This is a genomic window from Acinetobacter calcoaceticus (assembly GCF_016508255.1).
GTDB lineage: Bacteria > Pseudomonadota > Gammaproteobacteria > Pseudomonadales > Moraxellaceae > Acinetobacter > Acinetobacter calcoaceticus_E.
This window is the reverse complement of sequence record NZ_JADVKT010000002.1, coordinates 296507-322451: the sequence shown is the minus strand read 5'-3', so window position 1 is coordinate 322451 and position 25945 is coordinate 296507. Positions and strand designations below refer to the sequence as shown.

The window sequence follows — 25945 nt, the reverse complement described above, 5'->3', positions numbered from 1 at the left end:
GCGACGACCGACTGGCAATGTGGCCAGCAGGCAAAGAATAGTGCCCAACCCTTTTGCAGTCAAGCACACAAAATGCCATTTGTTTTAAATTAAATCATTAGAAAAGTAAGGCTAAATAATGAGGGAGTTATTGTTAAGCGGAGTTATAAAGGGGGGTGGTTTTCTCAATTCTTAACGGAATACTTTAATACTAACTTTGCAGAGTACGTCTATAAAACTCATTTAAAAATTCAGAATGATTTTTTGATTGATAGACTAAATGTAATATAGTTTTTGGTCTTGTAACAGCAACATAAAATAGTCTTCTTACTTCCTTTAAAGATTTAAATGTTTTAATGTCTCTCTTATCAGGCAATATCCCCTTATTTGCACCAAAAATAATCACAGCATCAAATTCACGACCTTTCGAACTGTGAAAAGTAGTTAGGGTCAGCCTTCCAGTTCCCTCAGTTTTTCCAGAAAATAATTCAAGAGACATATCTTTATTCATTTCGGGAGAAGTTTTTTGTATAAGTTCTAAGCATATATCCCATTCTTGAATATTATTGCGACAAATACTCAACCAATAAACTACAAGTTCATTATGAAATCTTATTAACCATTCATTCGCAGTTTCATGGACAAGCCTGCTCCGTTGAAGAAAATCAATGAGTTGTTGCTCTAATGTTTGTTTTTCACTTTGGGTACAATGATTGCCATAAACTATATTTAATGCTTGTTTAAACAAACGATTAAAAGACGGTTCAGCATATTTCCAACCTCCTGTTACCCATTTTGCACATTCTTCAATAAAGCGAGCAAATCTTGAGCTTCTCTTAATTAAAGAATTTCTATCAGTTCGATGATAGGCTGCCCTCTTTTGTTCTAAAGCTTCTACGATTTTATCTCCAAGCCATGCAGCCTTATATAAAATTGCTATTTGCTCATTTTTAACCCCCCGAAAAGCTAACTCAGTTAAAATATTATTTACAATGTAATATGCTTGTTCCTCTAAAGCTCCTATCACAGGATGAAAAATTATCTCTCCTTCGGGTGAGCCCTCTGGACTTTCATAGTTTCTTTCCTCATTTAGAACAGCTGAGGATGCTTTAACAATTTTTGTTCCTGATCGATAATTAAATCTTAGCTGAATCGTTTGTACATCTTGTCTTTCGGTCAAACTTTGTAATAGCTCCGGATTAGCGCCAGTAAATCCATAGATTGATTGATCCGCATCCCCTACAGCAAATAATCGAATTTTCCCTTCAAAGCATAGAAGATGAACTAGTTCATGAAGCACATGGCCTAAATCTTGATACTCATCAACAAATAAAATTGGAAATCGAGCTTCCAAAGCTTGCCGAATCCAAGGATTTTCCTTAATCATCTTAAAGGCTATGAGAGGCATATCATCAAAATCAATCAGACCTTTTTTTCTTAACGCTAACTCATATTCTTCAACGAATTCAGCTAATTCTCTATTGTGACCTTTCCAAGTTGGCAGGGTTCTATCTACCTCTTTATTTCTTTTTTCATTAGCAAAATCCCACTGCGTCTTAGGATCTTCTGAATCGTTATATACAGTTTTATAAGCACTTTCGATAGCTATTTTACATTCGAGGAGATTTGCCACTTTAAAGTTCTTAGGGACAAGCCCCTCTATACAACGAGCATAGGGAATTATTATTTGGGTTAAAGCAAAGCTATGAACAGTACCAATAAAATTTTGTCCATTACTCTCAATACCAAATTTAGATAATCTAGTTTCGAGTTCAATTGCACATTCATTATTATAAGTTATGCATGCAATTGCTCTTGGATTAATAACTTCTTCATGAAGAGTACGAGCAATAGCTGTAGTAAGTGTTTTTGTTTTCCCACTGCCTGGGCCTGCTAAAACAACACAATGCTTCTTACAATTTACAGCTTCAAATTGTTCTTCATTTTTTCTTAGCTCTAATAAAGCTTGTTTTAAATTTAAATAGTTAGACATTTTCCACCATATATTCAATTGCATTATGAATATACATAGGAGGATGTATAGACTCAGAATTTGTTATTTTCTTTTTTAATTTCCCACTTAGTCGGCCCTTCCCAATATCTTTTATCATTGCAAGTAGTTGTGTACTATCTATTTGGGTGATATTTTTCCTCCACTCTTCAATACGTTTAGTTCTTTTTGGACCAAAATTTTGTTCATGTAAAATATCTAATAATAATTCACTTAAATTAGGTGTTTTAGCTATAGCAACTTCAAATGTTTCATCATTAAGAAAGATACCTCTTTTTGCCCATGCTTGACTGAATTTATCAAATGTAGCTGTTTCACAAAAATTACGACCTTTTTCTGTCATTAGAGAAATAGTTGAATTAACTTCAACACGAGAATCCCAAATACCAACACATCTTGCTCTTCCTAAAGCAGGCTTAGTTCCATCTAAAGGATCCCAATCGGTAATAACAACAAAAGGTAGGCCCAAACCTTCAGCTAATTTAATATATGGGTTGAAGTTCGTCCCACCTACATTACAAACCGTTATACCTAACCCATCAAGGTCATGCCCTATTTGCTCAGCAAAGCAAGGGACTAAAATTTCTTCTGCATCTCCTTCAACAAAGATGACCCCTTTAGCGAATAAGATCTCAGAACGAGTAGCTACTAAATATCTTTCAATATCATCCTTCTCGTCATCACTAATTGGTAAATTGGCTAAAGAAAATGCTTTGGTACTATCATTTTTCAGCCTTAAGTTAACAATTGAATTTAGCGGCACTGCTGCTGCTAAAGTTGGGGAATGGCTAGTAATAATAAGTGCTTGTGCAGAATCTTTTTCTTTGAATATATTTTTAAAAATACTACGCTGTAGTTGAGGATGAAGATGAGCTTCTGGTTCTTCTATACACAATAAAGAATAATTTCTTTCATTTTTTTCTCTACGCCAAGTAAATTCTTCTAGTTTTAATGCCATCAACATAACATTAGCTGACCCTAGACTAGCCTCACTGATACTACGTTTTCCTCCATCAATATACATACCTAATGAGCGAAATAATCGTAAAGGATCAGCATTTGAAAAGCGGAGTGAAGTCTTTAAATCATGTGCTTTACCAGAAAGGTTCAAAATTTGCTTACTTAATGAATCATCTAAAGATTTTATCTGAGGTTGCTCAACTATTTTTGTATTTGCTGCTTCTAAATCAGCCGAAATTGTAGTTAATATTGTGCTATCAACTGCTGCCATAGCATTTTCAATAAGAGGCCTTAAAGGTGAATTTTTCCAAGAGCCCAATTGACTTTCTGCATCACGTAAGGCATCAAGTAAATCTAAACAAATTCTTCTTCTAACTTGGTTATTTACAGGTATTGTCTCAACCCCACCGCCGTAAATATTGAATTCGAAATCTTCACCACTTGTTGGTAAACCAATAATCTCTGGCTTACATCTGAACACGTAGCTTAAGCGAACTGTGTGAGGGTCATCTGCTAGTCTATAATCAGTTAATAAAGCAGTTAAATAAGAATCAGCTTCAAAATCAGTAAAATCTAAATGAACTTCAATTTTTGGCTTTGTATATAAATCACACCCATCCCAAAAATCAGAAATTTTTAACTGCCTAGCTGAATCAGAAAGTGTTTGATCAATCACCAAACGCATGGCAAATATTAAATTACTTTTCCCAACACGATTTTCTCCAAGTAATACAATATTACCATTTAAAGGAATATCAATAGATTCAAAGTTTCTAAAATTACTAATCTTCAAATTTTTTAAATGCATAGGTTGTTTTTAGTAAGTACAATTTACTTAAGATATAAATAATTTACATTTTTTTATCAAGATAGTTATATCTTTTTTATAAAATTAAGTTTTGAACACCAACCTTATTAGTACTAAATTATCTTCCGATAGCTTATCCCCTAATTCAATATCTTTTACGCCAAAATGAAAATTTTATAGCTATCCTAACTCAAGGAGAACACTCAATGAGCGGAGTCTCCGCAATTAAAATACTATTATTTCATATGTTAAATTAATTAAAAAAACTATCATGTAAAAGTATATTAAGTCTATGAAATGTTAATAATATAAAGTCTAATATAAAAGGTTTATTTATTTCGATACATTATATATAACTTAATAATTTAAAATACTTGTAGTGTTTCATGATGAATCAAAATATTTGGGAAGAACGTCTTCTAGAGCAAAAGAAAAAGGGTCACGATGTACGTAATGAATGGGAAAGAGATTATGCTCGACTCATCCACTCTGCGGCATTTCGTCGCTTACAAGCTAAAACTCAAGTACTTGGATTAGGGGAAAGTGATTTCTACAGAACCAGACTAACTCATTCCATGGAGGTTGCACAAATAGGTGTCGGAATTGTTCGCTGGTTGAAAGAAGGTGACTATGCAAATAAACTCAATATAGAAATATTAGAAGAAATATTACCTAAGTCTTCATTAATTAATGCAATTTGTTTAGCACATGATCTTGGACATCCTCCATTTGGCCATGGTGGTGAAGTAGCTTTAAATATTTGTATGCGTAAATATGGGGGCTTTGAAGGAAATGGACAGACTCTTAGGATTTTATCAAAATTAGAAAAATACACAGAAAAAAATGGTATGAACCCGACAAGAAGATTACTGTTAGGAGTATTAAAATACCCAGCACCATACAGTGAAGTCTGTAATGATAAATATTATGGTAAAATTCCGAAAACTAAATGGTTAGCTAAAGCTAGTGAACAAAAACCTCCAAAATGTTATTTGGATACGGAAACAAAATTAGTTAAGTGGATATTAGAAAAGCTATCGAATAATGATATCGAAAAATTTTCCACTTTAATATCATATTCCAATAAACACTTTAAGCCTAAATTTCATAGCTTAGATGCGTCTATTATGGAACTCGCTGATGATATTTCTTATAGTTTACATGACTTTGAAGATGCTATTTCATTAGGCTTGATTAGCTTAAATGAATGGAATAATTATAATAAGGAGAAAGAATCAATATTTACGGCATGCAATTACAACTCAAAAGAATTAGGTGAAAGGCTATTTAACTCAAATACTTATGAACGAAAATCAGCTATAGGTGAGCTTGTTCATAAATTTATAACTAACATAAGATTAAAAGAAATAGATGGCTTTGATGAACCATTATTAAAATGGAATGCAGAATTATCCCACCCATTTTCTACCTTACGAGAACATATTTTTACTATAGTCTATGATGAAGTTATTAAAAGTCCGAATGTTCAGCTATTAGAATTTAAAGGTCAGAAAATTGTTATAGAATTATTTGATGCCCTTTCTTCAGATCCGGAACGTCTATTACCCAAATCAGCTCTCGGTAACTATCAAGAAGCAAAAAGTAAAAACGAAAAAATGAGAGTCATTTGTGACTATATATCGGGAATGACTGATGAGTATGCAACAAGACTATATGAAAAAATTTACGCCCCACATAAAGGATCTATTTTTGATCAAATTTAGACTTTAAAAATATAAAAACAGATAAGGGTCAACCCTTATCTGTTTTTAAGTAACTAAAGGAACATTTTGATTAGTTTCAACTTTGAATACTTTTATTAATTTAATGTAAGTTCTGCTCTAGATCTAACTACTAAATAACCATCTGTTACGGCGCAAGTCTATAACACGTAGATGTAAATAAAGCGACTCTATTATTCAAACCGTCTGTTATTAATACTTCATAATGCGCGAATTTTTTACTACTTCCGACCTTAGTTGCCGTGGCAAATAACACCCTATCTTTAGCACCGCTCATATAGCGAATATCAGCCTGTAGTCCAGTATATGGCGCATCCCCTGCATTACAAGCAAGAGCAAAAGCGATATCGGCTAAAGAAAATATGACACCGCCATGCACGCCGCCCAAGGCATTCATGTGTTCATCTTTCACATTAAGCTGACAACGCGCTTCATCAAAACTGCGATGCAGCACTTGAACACCCAATAGCTCTGCGAATTGATCAACCGCAGTCGTTTCCATTTTTGACACAAACGTCTCCCTACTCGTGCGAGTATTCCCTAAGTGTTATAAACCCATGTGTATCGAAATCGACCTATTAAAAGCCGTTAAACACTATCTTGTTTAATCTGATAGTTTGAAGAATGAAAATCCTTATAGGTCAGGCGGTCATTCAACTCTGATGTTAATGGTTGAACCTCTTGCATTGAATTTAAGCATCGCTGTGCAAGTTCAATATATTCTTGAGTGCCGCGGGTTTTCCACTTTTTTTCTTGTTCTGATAAATCACGTGCAACCTTAGCAGGACTACCCATTGCCAGTACATTTGCCGGAATAATATCTTTAGTTTTGACCAAACTATTTGCGCCAATAATGGTGTTTTCACCAATTTCTGCATAGTCCAAAATTACACTGTTCATGCCGACCAAAACATTTTTTCCAATGCGGCAGCCATGTAAAGTTGTGCCATGCCCAATGTGGCCCATTTCCTCAACTAAAGTCACGCTTTGTGGAAAGCCATGGATGGTGCAGTTGTCTTGTACATTGGCATTTTGCTTAATATGGATACGACCAAAATCGGCACGCAATGAAGCAAATGGCCCCACGTATACGCCCGCTTCAATAATCACATCACCAATTAAAACTGCCGTTGGGTGTACAAAAGCCTCTGGGCTTACCACTGGAATAACACCGTCAATACTATAACAAGGCATGATTTACCCTCTCATTTGTCGCAACTAAACCTCCGAAACGGCGCCAATAATGTGCTGTGGCATTTGGCATTGGCCCTTCTGCTGTTGCTGCAACAGACAAGAAGTATTCATCCGCAGGTTCAAATACTTTTTTATAAATGTTCATTGATAAGGTACGAGCATTAATGGCCGGCCAGTCAGCCGGTAAAAGCTCAAGTGGCAATGCAGGGTCTTTCAATAAAATTCGGCGATAATAATGAATCAGCAAAGTCCGAATTTGAAAGGCCTGAACGGGTTCGAGCTGTTCGTTTTCCTGCATCAGCAACACGCCAATTTCTCTAAAAATATCGAGAAACTGTAGGTATCTTTGACGTAATTCATCGATTGGCCAGTTGGTTCTGAGCATACGCCCAATGGTATCAACCGAATTATTAAAGAGCTGCAAGGTTTCGGCTTTAAACACCACCACTTGCTCACTCATATTTAAATCAACCAATAACCGTTGTAGTTCAATACGGTTACAACCCGGATAAGCCATTAAGTTTGTTGAAATATTGGCAAATCCTAACCATTCGAGTTCTTTCTTTAACAACGCTTTATTTTCAGTGTCGAGCGTAGACATGAGAATAAGATCCCAATAATGGTCCCACTCTTTCATCTGGTCGTTATAAATACGTTGCTCGGCCTGCAAATAGGTCGAACGGCTCGAATCGGTAATTCGATAAAAACTGGTTCTGCCGATTTTGTCCGAACATAACCAATCATTTTTAACTAAACGAAAAACAGAGGTTCTTACAGCACGGTCATTAAAACCAAATAGCTCTAATAACTGAATCAAGCTTGCAAGACTAATGTTTCCACCCCGATGAAGTACTGAATCTCCAAAAATTGTCGAAATAAGCGAAGTTCCACTTAAGGTCTCATTCTTTACAACAGAATCAATTATTTGCTGTATTTTTGCACTCATACTCATGTCTTGGCGTTTAGTTTCAGGGTATAGATTCTATACCCTGAATGATCTTGATGTTAAGCAATCTGACGCATATCGATTACCCGCTTTGCCTTACCTTCCGAACGAGGTAAGGTCGCTTCTGTAACAACCTCTACAGTAACGCTAATCCCAATCATGGTTTTAATACGTTTCATCAACTCCTGAGCAAGTTGATTGGCCTGTATAGTACAGTTATGACACATCTCTGTACGAATATGCAAAGTATCCATATGTCCTTTTTTAGTCACCAAAATTTCATAATTTGGAACTAAATGCTGAACTTGCAAAATTTGCTCTTCAATTTGAGTCGGGAAAACGTTCACGCCGCGAATAATCAGCATGTCGTCACTACGGCCTACAATTTTATCCATTTTACGCATCGCCAGATTTTCTCCCGCTAACAAACGGGTCAAATCACGGGTACGGTAACGAATAATCGGCAAGCCTTCTTTGGTAATGGTCGTAAAGACTAACTCACCAAGTTCGCCATCTTTACAGACTTCACCCGTTTCAGGGTTAATAATTTCAGGGTAGAAATGATCTTCCCAAATGGTTAGTCCTTCGCCCTCACCTAAGCACTGCATCGCAACGCCCGGCCCCATTACCTCAGACAAACCATAAATATCGAGTGCTTTAATATTAAGGCGTTCTTCAATTTCACGGCGCAGTTCGTTGGTCCAAGGCTCGGCACCAAAAATACCGACTTTTAAAGACGTATTACGTGCCGTACCAAATTGCTGTTCTAGCTTTTCAATAATACTCACGCAATACGATGGCGTAACCATAATCGCAGTCGGTTTAAAGTCTTGAATAAGCTGAACTTGCTTTTCAGTTTGCCCGCCAGACATAGGAATAACCGTTGCACCTAAGCGCTCGGCACCATAATGCGCACCTAGACCACCTGTAAACAGTCCATAGCCATAAGCAACCTGAACCATATCTTTCGCGGTTAAACCTGCCATGCGTAAGCAACGCGCAACAATGTCCGACCAAGTATTAATATCTTTTTGGGTATAACCCACCACAGTCGGTTTACCCGTTGTGCCTGATGATGCATGTAAACGCACAATTTGCTCTTGCGGTACGGCAAACATCCCAAACGGATAGTTGTCTCTTAAATCCTGTTTAGTCGTAAATGGAAACTTCGCCAGATCGTCTAAAGTGACGAAGTCATCAGGATGTACACCTGCTTCATCGAACTTCTTCTTATAGACCGGACTATTTTCATATACAAAAGTCAGGGTGTGTTTTAACCGTTTAGTTTGCAGTTCTCTAAGCTCTGCAAGTGTTAATTGCTCAACATTATCCGTTGTAAGGCTGTCCATCGCCTCTCTCCTCATTATGTAATTTTAAAAACCGTCTGAATTAATTTAAATTTTCCAAAATCAGTGCGACACCTTGTCCAACACCCACACACATCGTGCAAAGTGCATAGCGTCCACCTCGTTTTTTTAGCTCACGTGTTGCGGTAATCACTAAACGTGTACCGCTCATACCGAGCGGATGTCCGAGTGCAATCGCACCACCATTTGGGTTCACGCGTTCATCGTCATCTTTTAAACCAAGTTCACGCATACAAGCTAAAGATTGGGCTGCGAATGCTTCATTCAGCTCAATCACATTCATCTGATCTAGCGTTAAACCTGTTTGCTTTAAAATTTTCTGCACAGCAGGAACAGGACCTATACCCATATATTTGGGTTCAACACCTGCACTTGCAATACCAATTACGCGTGCTAAAGGTTTTAAACCATGTGTATCTGCAAATGTACGGTTGGTAATGAGCACACACGCGGCACCATCATTTACACCAGAGGCATTTCCGGCAGTCACCGAACCGCCTTCTTTTCTAAAAGGTGCTTTTAGTTTTGCGAGTGCTTCAAGGGTAGTCTCACGCGGATGTTCATCGCGATTAACTACATTCACATTCTTCTTACGGTCTACAATCTCGACTGGCAAAATCTCATCGTTAAAGAAACCGTTTTGTTGGGCAGCAGCCGTTTTTTGTTGGCTACGCAATGCAAAAGCATCTTGGTCGTCACGACTAATCTGATATTTTTCAGCTACATTTTCAGCAGTTTCCGGCATGCTGTCAGTGCCGTATTGCGCTTTCAGTTGCTTATTTACAAAGCGCCAGCCAATAGTGGTGTCATAAATTTCAGGTGTACGGCTAAACGCTTCGGTCGGTTTAGCTTGTACAAATGGCGCACGGCTCATTGACTCAACGCCACCTGCCAAAACGAACTGCGCTTCGCCTACTTTAATTGAGCGCGCAGCAAGTCCTACTGCATCTAAACCCGAAGCACACAAGCGATTAACCGTCATGGCTGGCACTGTATCAGGTAAACCTGCCAAGAGTGTTGCCATACGTGCAACGTTACGGTTGTCTTCACCTGCTTGGTTGGCACATCCTAAAAACACTTCGTCTACCGTATTCCACGGTAAGTTTGGGTGTTTATCTTTTAAATATTTGATGGGCAATGCAGCTAAATCATCTGCACGTACAGCACTTAAGGCACCTGCATATCGTCCAATTGGGGTACGAATAAAATCGCAAATTAAAACGTCTTCCATGTTGACTCCTGATTATGCAAATTCGGTCATATCACGTGAATATTGAGTAGCAATGTTCTGAGTTTTCGCTACATATTGCTTGAGGTAGATACTCGCGCGATATTTTTCCTCTCCATACAGTGCATATAAGTTATTTAAGGTTTGGAGCACATAAGCGCCGCCCATTTGTGTCAACCATTGGTAAGGGCCTTTAGGATAATTCACCCCATATTTCATGGCATTATCAATATCTTCCAGACTTGCAACACCATGTAAACTTGCTTCGCATGCTTCATTAATGAGTAAAGCGATGGTACGTAAGGTTAACAGTGCCGGATGGTCTTTAATCCACATCACGCTCATGCCAAACTGCGCAAAGTAAGCTTCAACTTTAGCGAGGTCACTTGCGTCACAAAGCTCGTTATGACTGAGCACCACAGCCTGCGCCTGCTCAAAATCATGATGCCAATCCATTAAAACCACTTTACGGCTCAAGTAATGAATATTGGCTGACTCACCTTGGCTTAAACGCAAGTCGATATCATCAATTTGAAGAATATTGTCGTCGCTTGCAGATCCGCTTTTTAAACCTAAACGCGTTAAAAAAGCAGGTAGCTGAGACCAAGTCCCTTTGAGCTGAATATGTGCATCAATTGGTTTGGCAACCACAACTGGAGGCTGAAATGTCTCATACTGATTTTTTTCGTTATAGCTGTAAAAGCCTTGTTTTGACTTACGGCCCCACGCGCCCGCATCGACTAATTCTTTTTGAATTAGGCTTGGACGGTAACGCGGCTCGTAAAAGAACTCTTGATAAACGCTTTGGGTCACCGAAAAGTTAACATCTTGCCCAATGAGGTCGGTAAGTTCACACGGCCCCATCGCAAAACCACCGCATTGCTTTAAAGCATAGTCTAGCTGGTCGTAGCTGGTGACTTGTTCTTGCAGTGCTCTAAAGCCTTCTGCATAAAACGGACGTGCAATTCGGTTAACAATAAAACCCGGAGTCGACTTGGTGAGTACTGGAATTTTTTTCCAATTTAACATCAACTTTTTTAAAGCCAAACATAAGCTGTTTGGGTTTTTTAAGCCTTGTACAATTTCAACCAGTTTCATGACTGGCGCGGGGTTAAAAAAGTGTAAACCGACCACGCGCTCAGGGTGAGCAATGCCAGCCGAAATTGCGGTCACTGAAATTGAAGATGTATTACTTGCAAAAATAGTTTGCGAACTACAAATTTCAGCGAGTTGTTTAAATAAAGACTGTTTGACTTCTTTTTTCTCAACGACTGCTTCAATGACCAAGTCAGCATCACGTAGCGCTTCAACTTGATTCACTACAGTTAAACGCGCTAAAGCATCATCAGCTTGCTGTTGTGTAAGCTTGCTCTTTTCAACCAGCTTTTTAAACGTCTGCCCCAAGCCCTCAACTGCTTGTTGCGCTTTTTGAGCGTCTAGATCATACAAAACGGTCGAGTGCCCATTGACGATGGCTAATTGAGCAATGCCGATGCCCATAGTGCCGGAGCCAATGACGGCAATTCGGGCACGAGATAAGTCTAAATCTGTCATGCTTAGCGCCCTTTAAAATTTGGTTCACGTTTATTCATAAAGGCTTGCACACCTTCACGATAATCTTCTGAACGACCCGCAATACGTTGTAAATCTCGCTCTAGCAGCACTTGCTCATCAAAGGTGTTATTACTTGATTGATGAATGGCTTTTTTAATGAGAGATAAACCAAAAGTAGGCTGTTTCGCTAAACGCTCTGCGAGTTCAGTGACTTTTTCTTTAAGCTCAGCGTCTTCAACCACATCCCAAATCATGCCCCATTCTTTTGCGGTTTCTGCTGGGAGCTTGTCACCTAACAACGTCAAACCCATAGCACGCGCATGGCCTACAGCACGTGGTAAAAACCATGTACCCGCAGAGTCAGGGACCAAACCTAAGCGGCAAAATGCTTGTACGAAGTTTGCCGATTTAGCTGCAATCACCAAATCACACGCCAGTGCAATATTTGCCCCCGCACCTGCTGCCACGCCGTTTACAGCACAAATAACAGGTTTTGGCATATTTACAATCGTTTTAATGAGCGGGTTATAGTAAGTTTCAATGGAATATCCTAAATCTGGCGCTTCAGCATTTGGGTCTACTACACGGTCGCCTAAGTCTTGCCCTGCACAGAAGCCACGGCCTTCGCCACTAATCACCACACAGCGAACATCCGGATTTTTAGTCCACAGGTTTAAAACCTCAGCCACTTCACGGTGCATATCAACGTTAAAGCTATTTAGTGCTTTTGGGCGGTTAAATGTCAGGTAGCCAACACCATTTTTTTCTTCAGCAATAATATTTTGATAGTCCATCACTCACCTCTAAACACTGGCTTTCTTTTCTCAAAGAAAGCATTAATCCCTTCGTTTCGATCTTTTGTAGCAGCCAGCCAGACAAAGTTTTGACGTTCAAACTTGAGTCCCTGACTTAAAGTCGTTTCATGAATACTTTTAATTGATTGTTTAATCACGCGAATCGCTAAAGGCGCTTGTTTCGCAATTTTGGCTGCAAGTTGAACCGCATATTCAACGGTTAATTCAGTCGGTACGACTTGACTGCAAATGCCGTGTTGCTCAGCCTGTTTTGCCGAAATCATCTCACCTGTCATCGCCCAGCGCATGGTGAGCTGTTGCCCAACCAAGCGCGCTAAACGCTGCGTTCCGCCTGCACCCGGCAACATACCCAAGCCAATTTCAGGTAAAGCAAAACGGGCATTTTCACCGCAAATCACCATATCCGAATGCAAAACCAGCTCAAACCCAGCACCTAATGCATAACCATTCACTGCGGTAATCAGTGGCTTACTAAACGCATCAATTTTTTGCCAAAGCTTCGGGCGTATATCGAGTTGCAAAGTCACGGCGTCCATTGCAGCCAACTCCGTAAGATCTGCTCCAGCTGCAAAACATTGAGCGTTACCCGTTAAAACCACCACTTTGACTTGAGCATTGTGCTCAGCTTCTTCGAGTAACTCGCATAAACACTGCAATGTTGCATTGTTTAAAGCATTTCTTTTTTCTGGACGGTTTAGTGTTAATAACAAAACACCGTCAACCGCTGTGCTGGCTTTAATCAACTCTTGCATGGTGGCCTCTATTCATCAAAACTCAAACGAACATTTGAGCCTTTTGGTAAGGTTTGACAGCTAAGCACATAGCCCTTTTCAACTTCATCTTTTTCAAGGCTATAGTTAAGGAACATGTCGACTTCACCAGAAACAACTTTACAACGACAGGTCGCACACACCCCACCTTTACAGGCATACGGTAAGTCAGCACCCGCACGTAAAGCCGCATCAAGAATACTTTCATCATCCTGAGCCACAGAAACAATCAGCTCACGACCATCTAAAATAATGTTTACTTTTTCTTCCTTACGATTTGCATCAGCTTCAGCGCTACGTTTACGCGCTTGTCCCGTATGGAAACGTTCGGTGTGGATTTTTTCTTTTGCAATACCATAGTTGGGCAAAGTGCTTTCTACGGCATTCATCATTTCATCTGGACCACAGGCAAACACATGGTCAAAACTCGTTTCAAGCACATCAAAATCAAAAAGGCGTTTAAGCTTTTCTTCATCAATACGACCGTTCATCAGCTCACTATCGTTGAACTCACGAGAAAAAATATTGATGAGCTGAAAGCGTTCTTTAAACTGATCTTTCAAATCCATAATTTGCTCGGCAAACATGGTTTGTTTCCATGAGCGATTGCCATAGAGCAACGTAAATTTAGCTTCAGGTTGTTCAAATAAAACTTGCTTAACAATTGATAAAATTGGAGTAATACCACTGCCTGCAGCAACGCCTAAAAAGTTTTGTCCGCCCACCTTGGCTGCTTTTTGAAAAAACACGCCTTGTGGTGGCATCACTTCAAGCACATCACCCACTTTTAAATGGTCATTTGCCCAATGTGAAAATTGACCCTGATCAATTTTTTTAACCGCAATACTAATGTCTTCTTTGCCCGCATAGCTACAAATTGAATAACAACGACGGATTTCACCCGCTTCGGTTAAGTGGCGAATGGTTAAATGTTGACCCGGTTGAAACTGAAATTGTTCTTGTTGTTCAGGTACAATGTCAAATGCAATACAAATTGCCTGATCGGTTTGAGGCGTAATACTTTTTACTTTTAATGGTACAAATTGGCTCATGGCTGATTTCCTTATCTAAAGACTTAAATACATTTGAAGTAATCAAAAGGCTCAAGACAGTCCTGACATTTATAAAGTGCTTTACAGGCGGTAGAACTAAACTCTGTTAATAGTCGGGTGTGTCGGCTTTTACAACGTGGGCACTCGACACCATCTTTTAAGTGAACGTGAGTACCACATTGATGCGCCAACCCTTCAGGTGGTGCGATGCCATAGACTTGCAGTTTCTTTTTACCCGCTTCAGACATCCAGTCCGTGGTCCATGCTTCTGACAAATCAACCATCACTTTGACTGGTGTCAAAGCTTCTGCGGTAAATGCTTCCACAATTTGCGCTTTCAACATATCTGTTGCTGGGCAACCGCTATATGTCGGAGTTAAACGAACAATAATTTCTTGTTGATCGTTAATGTCTACGCCGCGAATCATGCCTAAATCCACAACAGATAAAACCGGAATTTCAGGGTCACTTACCGTTTGTAGAACATCCCAACATTGGTCGATGCAATGACGAATCATGTGCATGGCTCACCTCCTTGTCTTACCAGGTCATTCCCGGATAAGTTCTTTGAATACTTTGCATTTCAGCCAACAAATAACCTAAATGCTCGGTATGCAATCCTTGTTTTGCACCACGGCGATAAGCCCCATTCACAGCAACATTTAATTCAAAGCGCTTAAGTTCATCTGCAATGGTTTGGTTCCATTGTTCTTTTTCATTTGAAAAATCTGGAATCACACCTTGTGCGACTAATGCTTGTTCATCTGCATTGAGTTCAAATAATTCAGCGGTAAAACGCCATAAATTATTTAATCCATCTTGCACACGTTGATGCGCTTCATCTGTACTTAAACTTAAACGTTCCATCCAGCTTGTCGAAAAACGGATGTGATATTTCACTTCTTTTAAAGATTTCACGGCAAGTGCACTGACTTCTGGAAGTGAACTCTGGGTTAAAGCAGTAAATAGATGAAGATGGTAATGATCCATCAACCACTGGCGTACAATCGTTTGAGCAAAATCACCATTGGGTTGTTCGCACAACAGTAGGTTTAAAAACTCACGCTCTGTACGGAAATACGCTAGCTGATCTTCATCACGTTTAGCTTCATCATATTGACCGGCCAACGTCAGAAAGTTTCTAGCCTGACCTAACAAGTCCAAACCGATATTTGCTAAAGCAATATCAACTTCAAGCTCAGGTGCATGCCCGCACCATTCAGCCAAACGCTGAGATAAAACCAGTTGGCTGTCGCCAATATGTAATAAGAATTTAGATAAAACTGAATGATTCATGTGCCATTCCCCTTACATGTGCTCAATGCCATCTGGAATATGGTAAAAAGTCGGATGACGATAAACCTTGTCTAGAGAAGGATCGAAAAATTCTGCTTTTTCATCTGGCTGTGATGATTTAATCAGTTCAGAGCGAACCACCCAAATGCTAATCCCTTCATTACGGCGTGTGTAAACATCACGCGCATGTTGTAGTGCAATTTCATCATCAGGTGCTCTTAAGCTGCCTACGTGTCGGTGGCTTAAGCCTTGTTTACTGCGTACAAATACTTCGTAGAGCGACCAGTTGTTTTTATCTTCCATTTTGATTTCCTCAAATTTTTCCATAAATCTTGTTAAGCCACTTTGTTCGCTTCAAGCTGCTGTTTTTTCGCATAGACCACTGCTGCATCACGAACCCATTTGCCGTTTTCCCATGCTTTACGGCGTGCTTCGATACGCTCGTGATTACATGGTCCACGTCCAGCAATCACTTCATTAAATTCGTGCCAGTCAATCTCGCCAAACTCATAGTGGCCTGTTTCTTCATTCAGTTTTAAATCTGGATCTGGTACTTCCAAACCAAGCTGTAAAATCTGCGGCACAGTGTTATCAACAAATTTTTGACGTAATTCATCGTTACCGAATCGTTTGATTTTCCATGCCATGCTTTGCGCGCTGTTTGGAGAATGCTCATCACTTGGACCAAACATCATGAGTGCTGGCCACCAATAACGATTTACCGCATCTTGTGCCATCTGTTTTTGTTCTGGTGTTCCGTTTGCCAAAGCCATCATGGCTTCAAAACCTTGACGTTGGTGGAAACTTTCTTCTTTACAAATGCGGACCATCGCACGTGCATATGGCCCATATGAAGTACGGCAAAGTGCAACCTGATTTACAATCGCTGCACCATCGACAAGCCAGCCAATTGCAGCGACATCTGCCCAAGTCAAAGTTGGATAGTTAAAGATTGATGAGTATTTCATTTTCCCATCAATTAATTTTTCCATCATGTCATCACGGTCAGCACCTAAAGTTTCTGCCGCACTGTACAAATACAAACCATGACCCGCTTCATCTTGTACTTTCGCGAGCAAAACTGCTTTACGTTTTAAAGTTGGTGCACGAGTAATCCAGTTCCCTTCAGGCAACATACCTACAATTTCAGAATGGCCATGTTGCCCGATTTGACGAATCAATGTTTTACGGTAGGCATCGGGCATTTGATCCTTAGCCTCAATCGTAATTTCATTGGCAATATTTTGTTCAAATTTCTGGTAGTTGTTTTCCATTCTTTCATTCCCTGTAGGTATCACCCTTGAATCTATTTTTCGATACACAAAAAACAAAGTCAACCACTTTTTTAGTATCAAATTAAATTCACCCCACAAAAACAGATTAAATATTTGAAATAAATAAAAATTAACCAATTGTAAAAAACTTTTTTACTTTTAAAAATCAAAATAAAGTTGACTTTTAGCCAAATTAATCTGAAATTATGAATCATATTTTTGCAATTTTTATAATTGATGTATCACATAAAAAAGGAGTTTGGTCATGCTTGAACAAGCACACCTAGAAGGAACCTCAACTGACACAGACTTTCAGCAGTCTGAGCATCAACTGCCTCACCTTGCTTCTTATGTCTATGGAACATGGCATTCGACGAGTGAAGAACTACGCCCTGTTTATCATGCCATTACAGGTGAATCGATTTATGCCGTAAGTAGCCATGGCATTGATATGAAACGTGTTGTTCAATATGCCAAACAAAATGGTTCAGAACTGGCAAACTGGACGTTTCATCAACGTGCTAATGCTTTAAAACAAATTGCCCAATATTTACTTGAGCGTAAGGAAGAGTTCTACAAACTTGCTTATGCAACAGGTGCAACTCGTAAAGATGCATGGATTGATATTGAAGGTGGTATCCAGACATTATTTGCTTATTCGAGTCTGGTTCGTCGTGAACTCAATGATGAAAAAATTATTACTGAAGATAGCTGGATTCAATTGTCTAAAAATGGAACTTTTGGTGCCAAACACATTTTAAGTCCTAAAGCAGGTGTTGCCGTTCACATTAATGCATTTAACTTTCCAATTTGGGGAATGCTTGAAAAGATTGCACCGACTCTACTTGCAGGTGTGCCATGTATTGTTAAACCTGCAACCGATGGTTCTCAATTAACTCAAGCAGTTGTAAAAGCGATTGAAGAAGCACATGTATTACCAAAGGGTTCGCTACAACTCATTTGCGGTCAAACTTATGACTTGTTCGACCACTTAGGCCCACAAGACTGCGTTACATTTACAGGTTCTGCTTACACAGGCCAAAAACTGCGTAATCACCCTCACCTCAATAAATATTCGATTCCATTTAGCATGGAAGCAGACTCGGTAAACAGTGCAATTTTAAGCCCTGAAGCAAATGAAGAAACTGTCGATTTATTTGTGCGTGAAGTCTTCCGTGAAATGACCACAAAAGCAGGCCAAAAATGTACAGCAATTCGTCGTGCTTTCGTTCCTGAAAATTTATTAACCGCTGTGCAAGAAAAGCTAACTGCCAAACTTGCTAAAGTTGTGGTGGGTGACCCTCAAAAAGAAGAAACCACCATGGGCGCTTTAGCGAGCATTAAACAAAAACATGACGTTGCAGAAAAAGTTGCTGAACTCAGTAAAGATGCAAAAATTGTTTTTGGTGACAACGAGTCCTTTAAATTTAATGCAGACCATCCTGAAAAAGGTGCTTTTTTCGCTCCAACTTTATTGTTATGTGAGCAACCTTTACAAGCGACACATGTGCATACTACAGAAGCTTTTGGTCCTGTATGTACACTCATGCCATATAACAACATTGAAGAATTGGCTGACCTTGTTTCACTTGGCGAAGGTAGCTTAGTGGCTTCAGTCGTTAAAAATAACGATGAGAATATTGAACAGATTATTCAAAAAATTGCGCCTTGGCATGGACGTGTGCATGTACTCGACGCAGAGTCAGCAAAAGAAAGTACAGGACATGGTTCTCCGCTTCCTCATCTTGTACACGGCGGCCCTGGTCGTGCAGGTGGTGGCGAAGAACTAGGCGGTATTCGCGCCGTTAAACACTACATGCAACGCACCGCTATTCAAGGTTCTCCAAACAGCCTGACGCAAATTACCCACTCGTGGACTGCGGGCTCGAAAGTCAATGAAGACCGCGTACATCCATTTAAAAAGTCGTTTGATGAGTTAGTCATTGGTGAACGCTTATTAACGGCGCGTCGCACTGTAAGCGAAGCAGATATTGTCAATTTTGCTGGTTTAAGTGGTGACTACTTCTATGCGCACACAGACAAAATTGCAGCTGCCGAGTCTTTCTTTGGTGAGCGCGTTGCACATGGCTATTTCATTGTGTCTGCCGCAGCAGGTCTATTTGTAGATGCCGCGCAAGGCCCTGTCATTGCCAATTACGGTATGGACAATTTACGCTTTGTTGAACCCGTCAAAATTGGTGACTCGATTCAGGTTGAACTCACCTGTAAACAGAAAACACCTAAGCCACAAAAAGACCCATCTCAGCCTGCGCATGGCGTTGTGGTGTGGGACATTAAAGTTAAAAACCAACGCGGTGAACTTGTTGCAACTTATGACATTTTGACCTTAGTTGCTCGCGAGGCTTAATGTTTAAAATGAGATGGGGCACCTCGTCCCCATCTCATTTTTTTTAGCACTCAATTGCATTAACAGCGAGACCACCTTTTGAGGTTTCTTTATATTTCTCAGACATATCTCTACCTGTTTCCTTCATGGTCTGAATAACTTTATCTAAAGTCACAAAATGCTCACCCTCATCATGAAGTGCCATTTGTGCTGCATTAATGGCTTTTACAGCCGCAATTGCATTTCGTTCAATACAAGGCACCTGAACCAAACCACCAATCGGGTCACAAGTTAAACCTAAGTTATGTTCAAGACCGATTTCTGCTGCATGTTCAACTTGTGCAGGTGATGCACCTAAAATTTCAGCTAAACCAGCCGAAGCCATTGCACACGCTGAGCCTACTTCGCCCTGACATCCGACTTCAGCCCCAGAAATAGAGGCATTGAGTTTACATAAAATGCCGACTGCTGCTGCGCTCAGAAAAAAATTGACGACTTTGTCTTCAGAAAAATCTTTAGAAAAAGTCACGTAATAATATAAAACTGCCGGAATAATTCCTGCTGCACCATTTGTTGGTGCTGTGACCACTCGGCCGCCAGCCGCATTTTCTTCATTTACAGCTAAAGCAAATAAATTGACCCACTCCATGGCATGAAAAGTCGTCACAATCAGATTTGAATTTTTCTTATTTAATAACTTATCGTGAATTTTTTTGGCTCGGCGTTTTACATTTAAACCACCAGGCAATACTCCTTCATTAATTAACCCATTGTGAATGCATTGCTGCATCACTTTCCAGATATCCATAATTTTGGAGCGAATCTCGCTTTCGCTACGCCAGCTTTTTTCATTTTCAAACATTAACTCACTGATCGATAAATCATGAGTTTTACATAAGCTTAAAAGTTCAGCCGCACTATGAAATGGATATGGAACATTGATTTCATTTGTTTCAGACTGGGTGTGTGTTAATTGCCTTTGACTAACAATAAAACCACCACCAACCGAATAATAAGTTTCGGTATATAAAACTTCTTCAGTTTCGTTATATGCAATCAGTTCCATTGCATTTGGGTGGTAAGCCAAAGACTCATCTAAAAAAAGCACATCATGCTTATAGTCAAAGCAGACGTTCTTTTGCTGATTGAGCTGAATCGCTTTATTTTCAAGAACATCTTCAATCAAGCTTGTACTTACTTGAGTGTCGATATGTTCAGGATCAAAACCCATTAAACCTAACAGAATCGCCTTATCTGTCGCATGACCGACACCAGTTGCCGCAAGCGAACCATATAACTTAACCTGAATTCTAACCGTCTTTTGTACATCATTTTGCTTAAATAAATCATCCACAAAACAATATGCTGCTCGCATTGGCCCAACCGTATGGGAGCTAGATGGGCCTATACCAATTTTAAAAAGATCAAATACACTAATAAACACGGGAGTCCTACCTTCAATCATTATTATTCGTATGTTCGTCGTTATTGTGTCCTTTCGGATGACATTCAAATTATCATTAAGTCTGGTACAAATCACGAATAACTATAAGGTAGTAGCACAAAAAGACAACGGTTGAACAATCAACATCGGGCAGTTGAATCAAAAACATAAACTGTGGAGCTTTTATTATCCCTAATAGATGTTCTAAAACTATTTTTTAAATAAGTATGCCAATTTGTATAAATAAAAAACTACAAATATTAGCCATTAGTCGCACCCCTCTATTTTTATTCATTTTTGCTGGTAAAGTGCTTTACATGGTTTGATACAACCTACTTAACTCAGATGCATAATTCACCTGTTACCGCATCTGATGTTTTTTCTGCCTCTAGTCCGCTAGAGGCTTTTTTTATTATTAATTTAAAGGCTGATATATTAAATTTCTAGAAATCATGAAAGACAAGAAAAATGAGCAAACTGCTCCACTTAAACAAGAAAATATAACGTCTATAAAACTACCGAAAGATACAGCTATTCTTTGGGGAGGAATGCCTACAAAACATCTACTTCAATTTGCTAACTCCGAAATGCAGGGATTTACAGCCTACCGAAAAGTAATAAAAAGCCTGCATTTCAGCAGGCTTTTTTACTTCAAAATTTAATTAAACAAATTAACCACATGTTGCCTGAGTAATTTTCTTAGAAGCTGGATCAATTGTGACTGTAACTCGGTTTGTACGATAATCCATAGTCATTGGTTGACCTGGAGCAACTTTACGTACAATTTCTGATTGAGTCTTTTGTTTAATTTGATCATCAGTAAGGCCAGATTGTCCCACTAATTTTTGAGCTTTCTCTGCTACACAGTTCGCTTGATTGTCACGGAATAATTTCCATTCTTCAACGACTTTCCCATTTGGCAAATGACAATAGCCAACCTGACCATTTGCTTCATTTCTAATTTCTAATTTTCCACCTTGTTCAACACAATATTGGCTAGCTGGATTTGGTGATCCTATTTTTGGTGGAGTGGATTCTTTATGATGTTGTACAGATGAGCAAGCTGTTAATGAAACAAGTGCCAAGCCAAGAAAGAGAGTTTTTTTCATAATTTTTTGCTTCTTACTAAAAAAACTAAAGATATCAAAAAATTTCATATTTCATATCACTTCTTTACAATAAAAAACTCACTTGAATGTTCTAACAAAATAAATTTAATGTATTGGAAATTAAGATATTCCCAATTAAAAGCCATTTTTAAAATATTCTATTCAGGTCTTTCTAAAATTCGGGGACCAGATCCGTCTTGTCCTAAAATATCTTCAGGATTTCTTAATGGACATTGCTCTAATGATAAACAGCCACAACCAATGCACCAGTCCATTTCATCTCTTAATCTCGTTAATTTTTGAATACGATCATCCAGATTTTCTCGCCAATGACTCGATAAATCTTTCCATTGCTTAGCTGTTAATTTGCTACCTAACGGATACTGACTTAAAGCTTCTTTAATTTCATTTAAAGGAATACCCACCCTTTGCGCGACTTTAATAATCGCAATATATCTTAAAATAATTAAGGGATACCGACGTTGATTACCATTTGTTCTTATACTTTTTATAAGCCCTTTCGCTTCATAAAAATGTAGGGTCGAGACAGAAACCCCACTCCTTTTTGCCACTTCACCCACAGTCAAAACTCGACTAGAGTCAGCTTTTTTATTTTCACTCATCATGATTGACCTCAACTTTACTTGAGGTTTATAAGAGAGCGCTGTTATTTTGTCAAATAAAGAACAGAGATCTTTTTACCCTATAAGCCACTTTGTCCCAAGTTCCCGATCTTATCTATTAAAGCTGATGACAAAAAAAGGATGTCATTATTAATTCAGTTCAATTTATAAAATAACTTACTGTCAGTTCAATTTAAGAAATTAGTTTTGTAGAGTACATGGGCATCCACAAATCCAAAACATGTTGTAAACGAAAGGCATTGGGGCATCTAATGGATAGACTTTGATCTGCTCAATCTTATAAGTTTTTTTATGTGACTCAATGTGAAGTATATTATCGTAACGGGCAACCACAACGCCCTTTTTATATAATTTTTTCCTTTCATTCTTTGCATCAAATTTATATACCAAAAAGTAAACTTTTTCTCCTACACTGATCTTTGAATGATTAACCATCATGTAACCATTACAATACTTACATTGCCAATCTTTCATATCTCAAATTATCACACGCTTAAATTAAAACACACTGAGTTTTATAGTATAAATTTATTAAAGATATAAATCTAAAGAAATATTTTAATTGAAAAAATAAGGTTTATTTGTGACACAAATCACAATAAAAACAAAAAAACCTCAAATTATATTTATATACATCAATTACTTATCAAACAATATTTAAAGTTTATTATTTCCAACATATAAATTTCAACTATAATCTATTTAAATACATAGTATATTTAGCAATAACTTAAAATATAATTAAAGATAGCTTTTTTAATATTTAACCCCACATTTATTTAATTATTTTAAATTTGATATTACGTAAATTATTTCTTAAATATTAAATTAATTTCACAGCAAAATTGAAAATAATTCATTTCACATTATATAAAAAATAAATATATAATTAATAGGAATACAATTTAATTTTTTTATTATGTCAACTCAACGTTTAAAATTAGAACTGCCGTCTGGACACGATCAATTATTACTTCATTCTTGTTGCGCTCCTTGTTCAGGAGAAGTTATGGAAGCACTGATCGACTCAGAAATTAAATTTTCAATATTTTTTTATAATCCTAATATTCATCCAGTAAAAGAATATCTAATCCGTAAAGAAGAAAATATTCGTTTTGCAGAAAAGCATAATATTCCATTTATCGATGCAGATTATGATACTGATAATTGGTTTGCCCGAGCAAAAGGAATGGAAGATGAACCTGAACGCGGTATTCGTTGTACCATGTGTTTCGATATGCGATTTGAACGAACTGCCCTTTACGCACATGAACACGGCTTTAGCCTCATCAGTAGTTCACTTGGAATTTCTCGTTGGAAAAATATGGCTCAGATCAATGATTGCGGAATTCGAGCTGCTGCTCACTATCCTGAAATTCAGTACTGGGATTACAACTGGCGTAAAAATGGCGGCTCAAGCCGTATGATTGAAATCAGTAAACGAGAAGAGTTTTATCAGCAAGAATATTGTGGCTGTGTATATTCTTTACGAGATACTAACCGTTGGCGTATGAGTAATGGCCGTGATCGAATTAAAATTGGTGTAAAGTTTTATAATAATGCCATGGAAGAAGATTAAACTTTACAGTTTATTAACAATTAATTATCCATTGTAAACTATATTTATTTTTGATAAAAAAAAGAGCCACATCTGGAGAATGTGGCTAAAAGGTGTACTAAATAAGCTTTGATGTAGTTAGATTAATTGTGCTAGCTTAAAATAATATTAATTAAAATTAATTTTTAAAAATTTGAATAATATCTCTATTTTCATATAACTAACTCATCAACATAAAAATTTGCATTTAAGCATTTGAATAATGATTAAATTTATGTAAAGAGCATAAATTAGGCTATTATTTAGCTTGTAAATGTTGTGCAATTTTTTGAATATTTTCAATAATTTCATTAGGTGTATGGGCTGCATAGCCAATAAGTACCGCGGCTTTCTTGTTTGGCATCTGACAATACCTTGATAACGGCTGAACTGCTAACTTTAGAGCTGAACACTGATCAATAAATTCTTGCTCTGTCCACTCATCTTTTAACCAACACACTGTATGAATACCTGAATCTGTTGGTTGAACACTAAGCACATTTGAAAGATTGTCATTAATAGCTTTAATCAATGCTTGTTGGCGCTCATAGCATGCTTTTCTAACTTTACGCACGTGTCTAGCATAGTGACCTTTTTGTATAAATAGAGACAAAGCAACCTGCTCTAAATAAGAACTTCGCACATCGGTATAATATTTGGCTGCACTAAATGTTTCGATCAATGCTTCAGGCACAACCATGAACCCTAAACGAAACTCAGGAAACATCATTTTAGTAAAAGTACCAGAGTAAATAACTCTTTGCTGCTGATCTAAGCCTTGTAGAGCTTGAATGGGGTGTGTGCCATAGCGAAACTCACTATTATAATCATCTTCAAAAATCCATTTTCCCTGTTGAGATGCCCAATCGAGTAACGCAAAACGGCGAGCTAGACTTAAAGTTCCCCCTACAGGAAACTGATGTGAAGGTGCTGTATAAACAAGTTTGCTTTTTGAATAATGATGAATAATGTCTGAAACCTGCATTCCCTCTTCATCACTTTCGATTAAATTTACTTGCGCACCAAAACTACGAAAAATGTTAAAAGCTGCATCGTAACCTGGTTCATCTAGGCATACCTCATCATTTGCTTGAAGTAAGGCATAGCCCGTTAAATGAATTGCTTGCTGCGTACCATTTACAATAATGATTTGTTGTTCATTACAGTTCAGTCCTCTGGTTGAGCGGACATATTCACAGATCGCCTGACGCAAAGGTAGATAACCTCTTGGGTCGTGAAATTGACCAAGTTGATGATATGACTGTCGCCAAGCTTGCGTTAATAATTTCCCCCAAAGTTGATGAGGAAATAAATCGATACAACCTACTCCCACATGAAACATCTTTTTCTCTTTGCTTGACAAAGTCTGCGCTCGCCAAGCCCCTAATAAAGCTTCAATATTTGGATTAATATTTAACAAATGCTGATTGGCTAGCGTAGTTTTTTTTGAATTTTCTTGGATATGTATTAACTGATCTGGCATGACCTCAGCCACATAGGTACCAGAACTTGGTTTGGTAAATAAATATCCCTCATCAAGTAAGCGTTCAAGCGCAGCTAATACAGAATTGCGTGAAATCGACATCATTTCTGCTAAAGCACGACTAGAGGGTAATTTTGTTCCCGCAATAAGTCTCCCATCTAAAATAGCATCACGCAAGGCTGTATATAGCCCATCTTTAATTTGGCCTTTTGGCAAAATCAAATGTGGAAAAGATGCAGAAATCAAAGCTACCATAATAAACTGGTACTGTAAAAAATATTAAAAGTGTACCTTATAAAAATACCACTATCAAAACTACACTCTA

General features: G+C 38.2%; 23 protein-coding genes and 1 pseudogene. 4 read left to right on the top strand and 20 right to left on the bottom strand.

The window, feature by feature from the left end:
* Positions 1-190: 190 nt before the first annotated feature.
* Both I5515_RS05470 and I5515_RS05465 read right to left on the bottom strand, forming a co-directional pair.
* Positions 191-1972, bottom strand: coding sequence for an ATP-dependent helicase (locus I5515_RS05470; protein ID WP_199965131.1), 1782 nt, complete (start codon positions 1970-1972; stop codon positions 191-193).
* Positions 1965-3758 carry an ATP-dependent nuclease gene (locus I5515_RS05465; RefSeq protein ID WP_199965130.1) on the bottom strand — a complete coding sequence of 598 codons (1794 nt, stop codon included), beginning with the start codon at positions 3756-3758 and terminating at the stop codon, positions 1965-1967. The genes I5515_RS05470 and I5515_RS05465 overlap by 8 nt, the downstream gene beginning before the upstream one ends.
* Positions 3759-4144: 386 nt before the next feature.
* Between I5515_RS05465 and I5515_RS05460 the strand changes: the two genes are divergently transcribed.
* On the top strand, positions 4145-5482 hold the full coding sequence (locus I5515_RS05460; RefSeq protein ID WP_199965129.1) for an anti-phage deoxyguanosine triphosphatase: 1338 nt from the start codon (positions 4145-4147) through the stop codon (positions 5480-5482).
* A 145-nt stretch (positions 5483-5627) separates the two neighbouring features.
* On the opposite strand, the gene I5515_RS05455 is transcribed toward I5515_RS05460, so the two are convergent.
* The 13 genes from I5515_RS05455 to paaA form a co-directional block, all read right to left on the bottom strand.
* Positions 5628-6011, bottom strand: coding sequence for a PaaI family thioesterase (locus I5515_RS05455; protein ID WP_199965128.1), 384 nt, complete (start codon positions 6009-6011; stop codon positions 5628-5630).
* Between the two features lie 77 nt (positions 6012-6088).
* A complete protein-coding gene (locus I5515_RS05450; RefSeq protein ID WP_199965127.1) occupies positions 6089-6694 on the bottom strand; it encodes a DapH/DapD/GlmU-related protein in 606 nt (201 codons plus the stop codon).
* Positions 6681-7646, bottom strand: a complete 966-nt coding sequence (gene paaX / locus I5515_RS05445; protein ID WP_199965126.1) for a phenylacetic acid degradation operon negative regulatory protein PaaX — start codon at positions 7644-7646, stop codon at positions 6681-6683. The genes I5515_RS05450 and paaX overlap by 14 nt, the downstream gene beginning before the upstream one ends.
* Positions 7647-7699: 53 nt before the next feature.
* Positions 7700-8989, bottom strand: coding sequence for a phenylacetate--CoA ligase PaaK (gene paaK, locus I5515_RS05440; RefSeq protein WP_199965125.1), 1290 nt, complete (start codon positions 8987-8989; stop codon positions 7700-7702).
* A gap of 40 nt (positions 8990-9029) precedes the next feature.
* The gene (gene pcaF, locus I5515_RS05435) at positions 9030-10238 is read right to left on the bottom strand and encodes a 3-oxoadipyl-CoA thiolase (RefSeq protein ID WP_199965124.1); all 1209 of its coding nucleotides are present in this window, start codon (positions 10236-10238) and stop codon (positions 9030-9032) included.
* A 12-nt stretch (positions 10239-10250) separates the two neighbouring features.
* Positions 10251-11789: a 3-hydroxyacyl-CoA dehydrogenase gene (locus I5515_RS05430; RefSeq protein WP_199965123.1), complete on the bottom strand. Its 1539-nt coding sequence runs from the start codon at positions 11787-11789 to the stop codon at positions 10251-10253.
* 2 nt (positions 11790-11791) lie between these two features.
* A complete protein-coding gene (gene paaG / locus I5515_RS05425; protein ID WP_199965122.1) occupies positions 11792-12583 on the bottom strand; it encodes a 2-(1,2-epoxy-1,2-dihydrophenyl)acetyl-CoA isomerase PaaG in 792 nt (263 codons plus the stop codon).
* Positions 12583-13356, bottom strand: coding sequence for an enoyl-CoA hydratase-related protein (locus I5515_RS05420; protein WP_199965121.1), 774 nt, complete (start codon positions 13354-13356; stop codon positions 12583-12585). The genes paaG and I5515_RS05420 overlap by 1 nt, the downstream gene beginning before the upstream one ends.
* Before the next feature lie 8 nt (positions 13357-13364).
* Positions 13365-14426, bottom strand: coding sequence for a 1,2-phenylacetyl-CoA epoxidase subunit PaaE (gene paaE / locus I5515_RS05415; RefSeq protein ID WP_199965120.1), 1062 nt, complete (start codon positions 14424-14426; stop codon positions 13365-13367).
* A 23-nt stretch (positions 14427-14449) separates the two neighbouring features.
* The gene (gene paaD, locus I5515_RS05410) at positions 14450-14950 is read right to left on the bottom strand and encodes a 1,2-phenylacetyl-CoA epoxidase subunit PaaD (protein ID WP_199965119.1); all 501 of its coding nucleotides are present in this window, start codon (positions 14948-14950) and stop codon (positions 14450-14452) included.
* A 16-nt stretch (positions 14951-14966) separates the two neighbouring features.
* Positions 14967-15722: a 1,2-phenylacetyl-CoA epoxidase subunit PaaC gene (gene paaC, locus I5515_RS05405; protein WP_199965118.1), complete on the bottom strand. Its 756-nt coding sequence runs from the start codon at positions 15720-15722 to the stop codon at positions 14967-14969.
* Positions 15723-15734: 12 nt separating this feature from the next.
* Positions 15735-16025, bottom strand: a complete 291-nt coding sequence (gene paaB / locus I5515_RS05400) for a 1,2-phenylacetyl-CoA epoxidase subunit PaaB (RefSeq protein ID WP_000389648.1) — start codon at positions 16023-16025, stop codon at positions 15735-15737.
* 32 nt (positions 16026-16057) lie between these two features.
* Positions 16058-16996 carry a 1,2-phenylacetyl-CoA epoxidase subunit PaaA gene (paaA, locus tag I5515_RS05395; RefSeq protein WP_199965117.1) on the bottom strand — a complete coding sequence of 313 codons (939 nt, stop codon included), beginning with the start codon at positions 16994-16996 and terminating at the stop codon, positions 16058-16060.
* Between the two features lie 265 nt (positions 16997-17261).
* Between paaA and paaZ the strand changes: the two genes are divergently transcribed.
* Positions 17262-19364, top strand: a complete 2103-nt coding sequence (gene paaZ / locus I5515_RS05390; RefSeq protein WP_199965116.1) for a phenylacetic acid degradation bifunctional protein PaaZ — start codon at positions 17262-17264, stop codon at positions 19362-19364.
* Between the two features lie 43 nt (positions 19365-19407).
* On the opposite strand, the gene I5515_RS05385 is transcribed toward paaZ, so the two are convergent.
* Positions 19408-20787 carry an L-serine ammonia-lyase gene (locus tag I5515_RS05385; protein WP_199965115.1) on the bottom strand — a complete coding sequence of 460 codons (1380 nt, stop codon included), beginning with the start codon at positions 20785-20787 and terminating at the stop codon, positions 19408-19410.
* Between the two features lie 461 nt (positions 20788-21248).
* Between I5515_RS05385 and I5515_RS05380 the strand changes: the two are divergent.
* Positions 21249-21398, top strand: a pseudogene (locus I5515_RS05380) (hypothetical protein); the annotation flags it as partial.
* 60 nt (positions 21399-21458) lie between these two features.
* Here the strand turns inward: I5515_RS05380 and I5515_RS05375 are convergent.
* From I5515_RS05375 to I5515_RS05365, 3 genes are all read right to left on the bottom strand, one after another.
* Positions 21459-21896 (bottom strand): I78 family peptidase inhibitor, encoded by a 438-nt coding sequence (locus I5515_RS05375; protein ID WP_199965114.1) that lies wholly within the window; start codon positions 21894-21896, stop codon positions 21459-21461.
* A 158-nt stretch (positions 21897-22054) separates the two neighbouring features.
* Positions 22055-22522, bottom strand: coding sequence for a redox-sensitive transcriptional activator SoxR (gene soxR, locus I5515_RS05370; RefSeq protein WP_199965113.1), 468 nt, complete (start codon positions 22520-22522; stop codon positions 22055-22057).
* 198 nt (positions 22523-22720) lie between these two features.
* Positions 22721-23014: a hypothetical protein gene (locus I5515_RS05365; protein WP_199965112.1), complete on the bottom strand. Its 294-nt coding sequence runs from the start codon at positions 23012-23014 to the stop codon at positions 22721-22723.
* Positions 23015-23459: 445 nt separating this feature from the next.
* Between I5515_RS05365 and I5515_RS05360 the strand changes: the two genes are divergently transcribed.
* Complete coding sequence (locus I5515_RS05360) at positions 23460-24119, top strand: epoxyqueuosine reductase QueH (protein ID WP_199965111.1); 660 nt, start codon at positions 23460-23462, stop codon at positions 24117-24119.
* Between the two features lie 277 nt (positions 24120-24396).
* On the opposite strand, the gene I5515_RS05355 is transcribed toward I5515_RS05360, so the two are convergent.
* On the bottom strand, positions 24397-25875 hold the full coding sequence (locus I5515_RS05355) for a PLP-dependent aminotransferase family protein (RefSeq protein ID WP_199965110.1): 1479 nt from the start codon (positions 25873-25875) through the stop codon (positions 24397-24399).
* Positions 25876-25945: the final 70 nt, after the last annotated feature.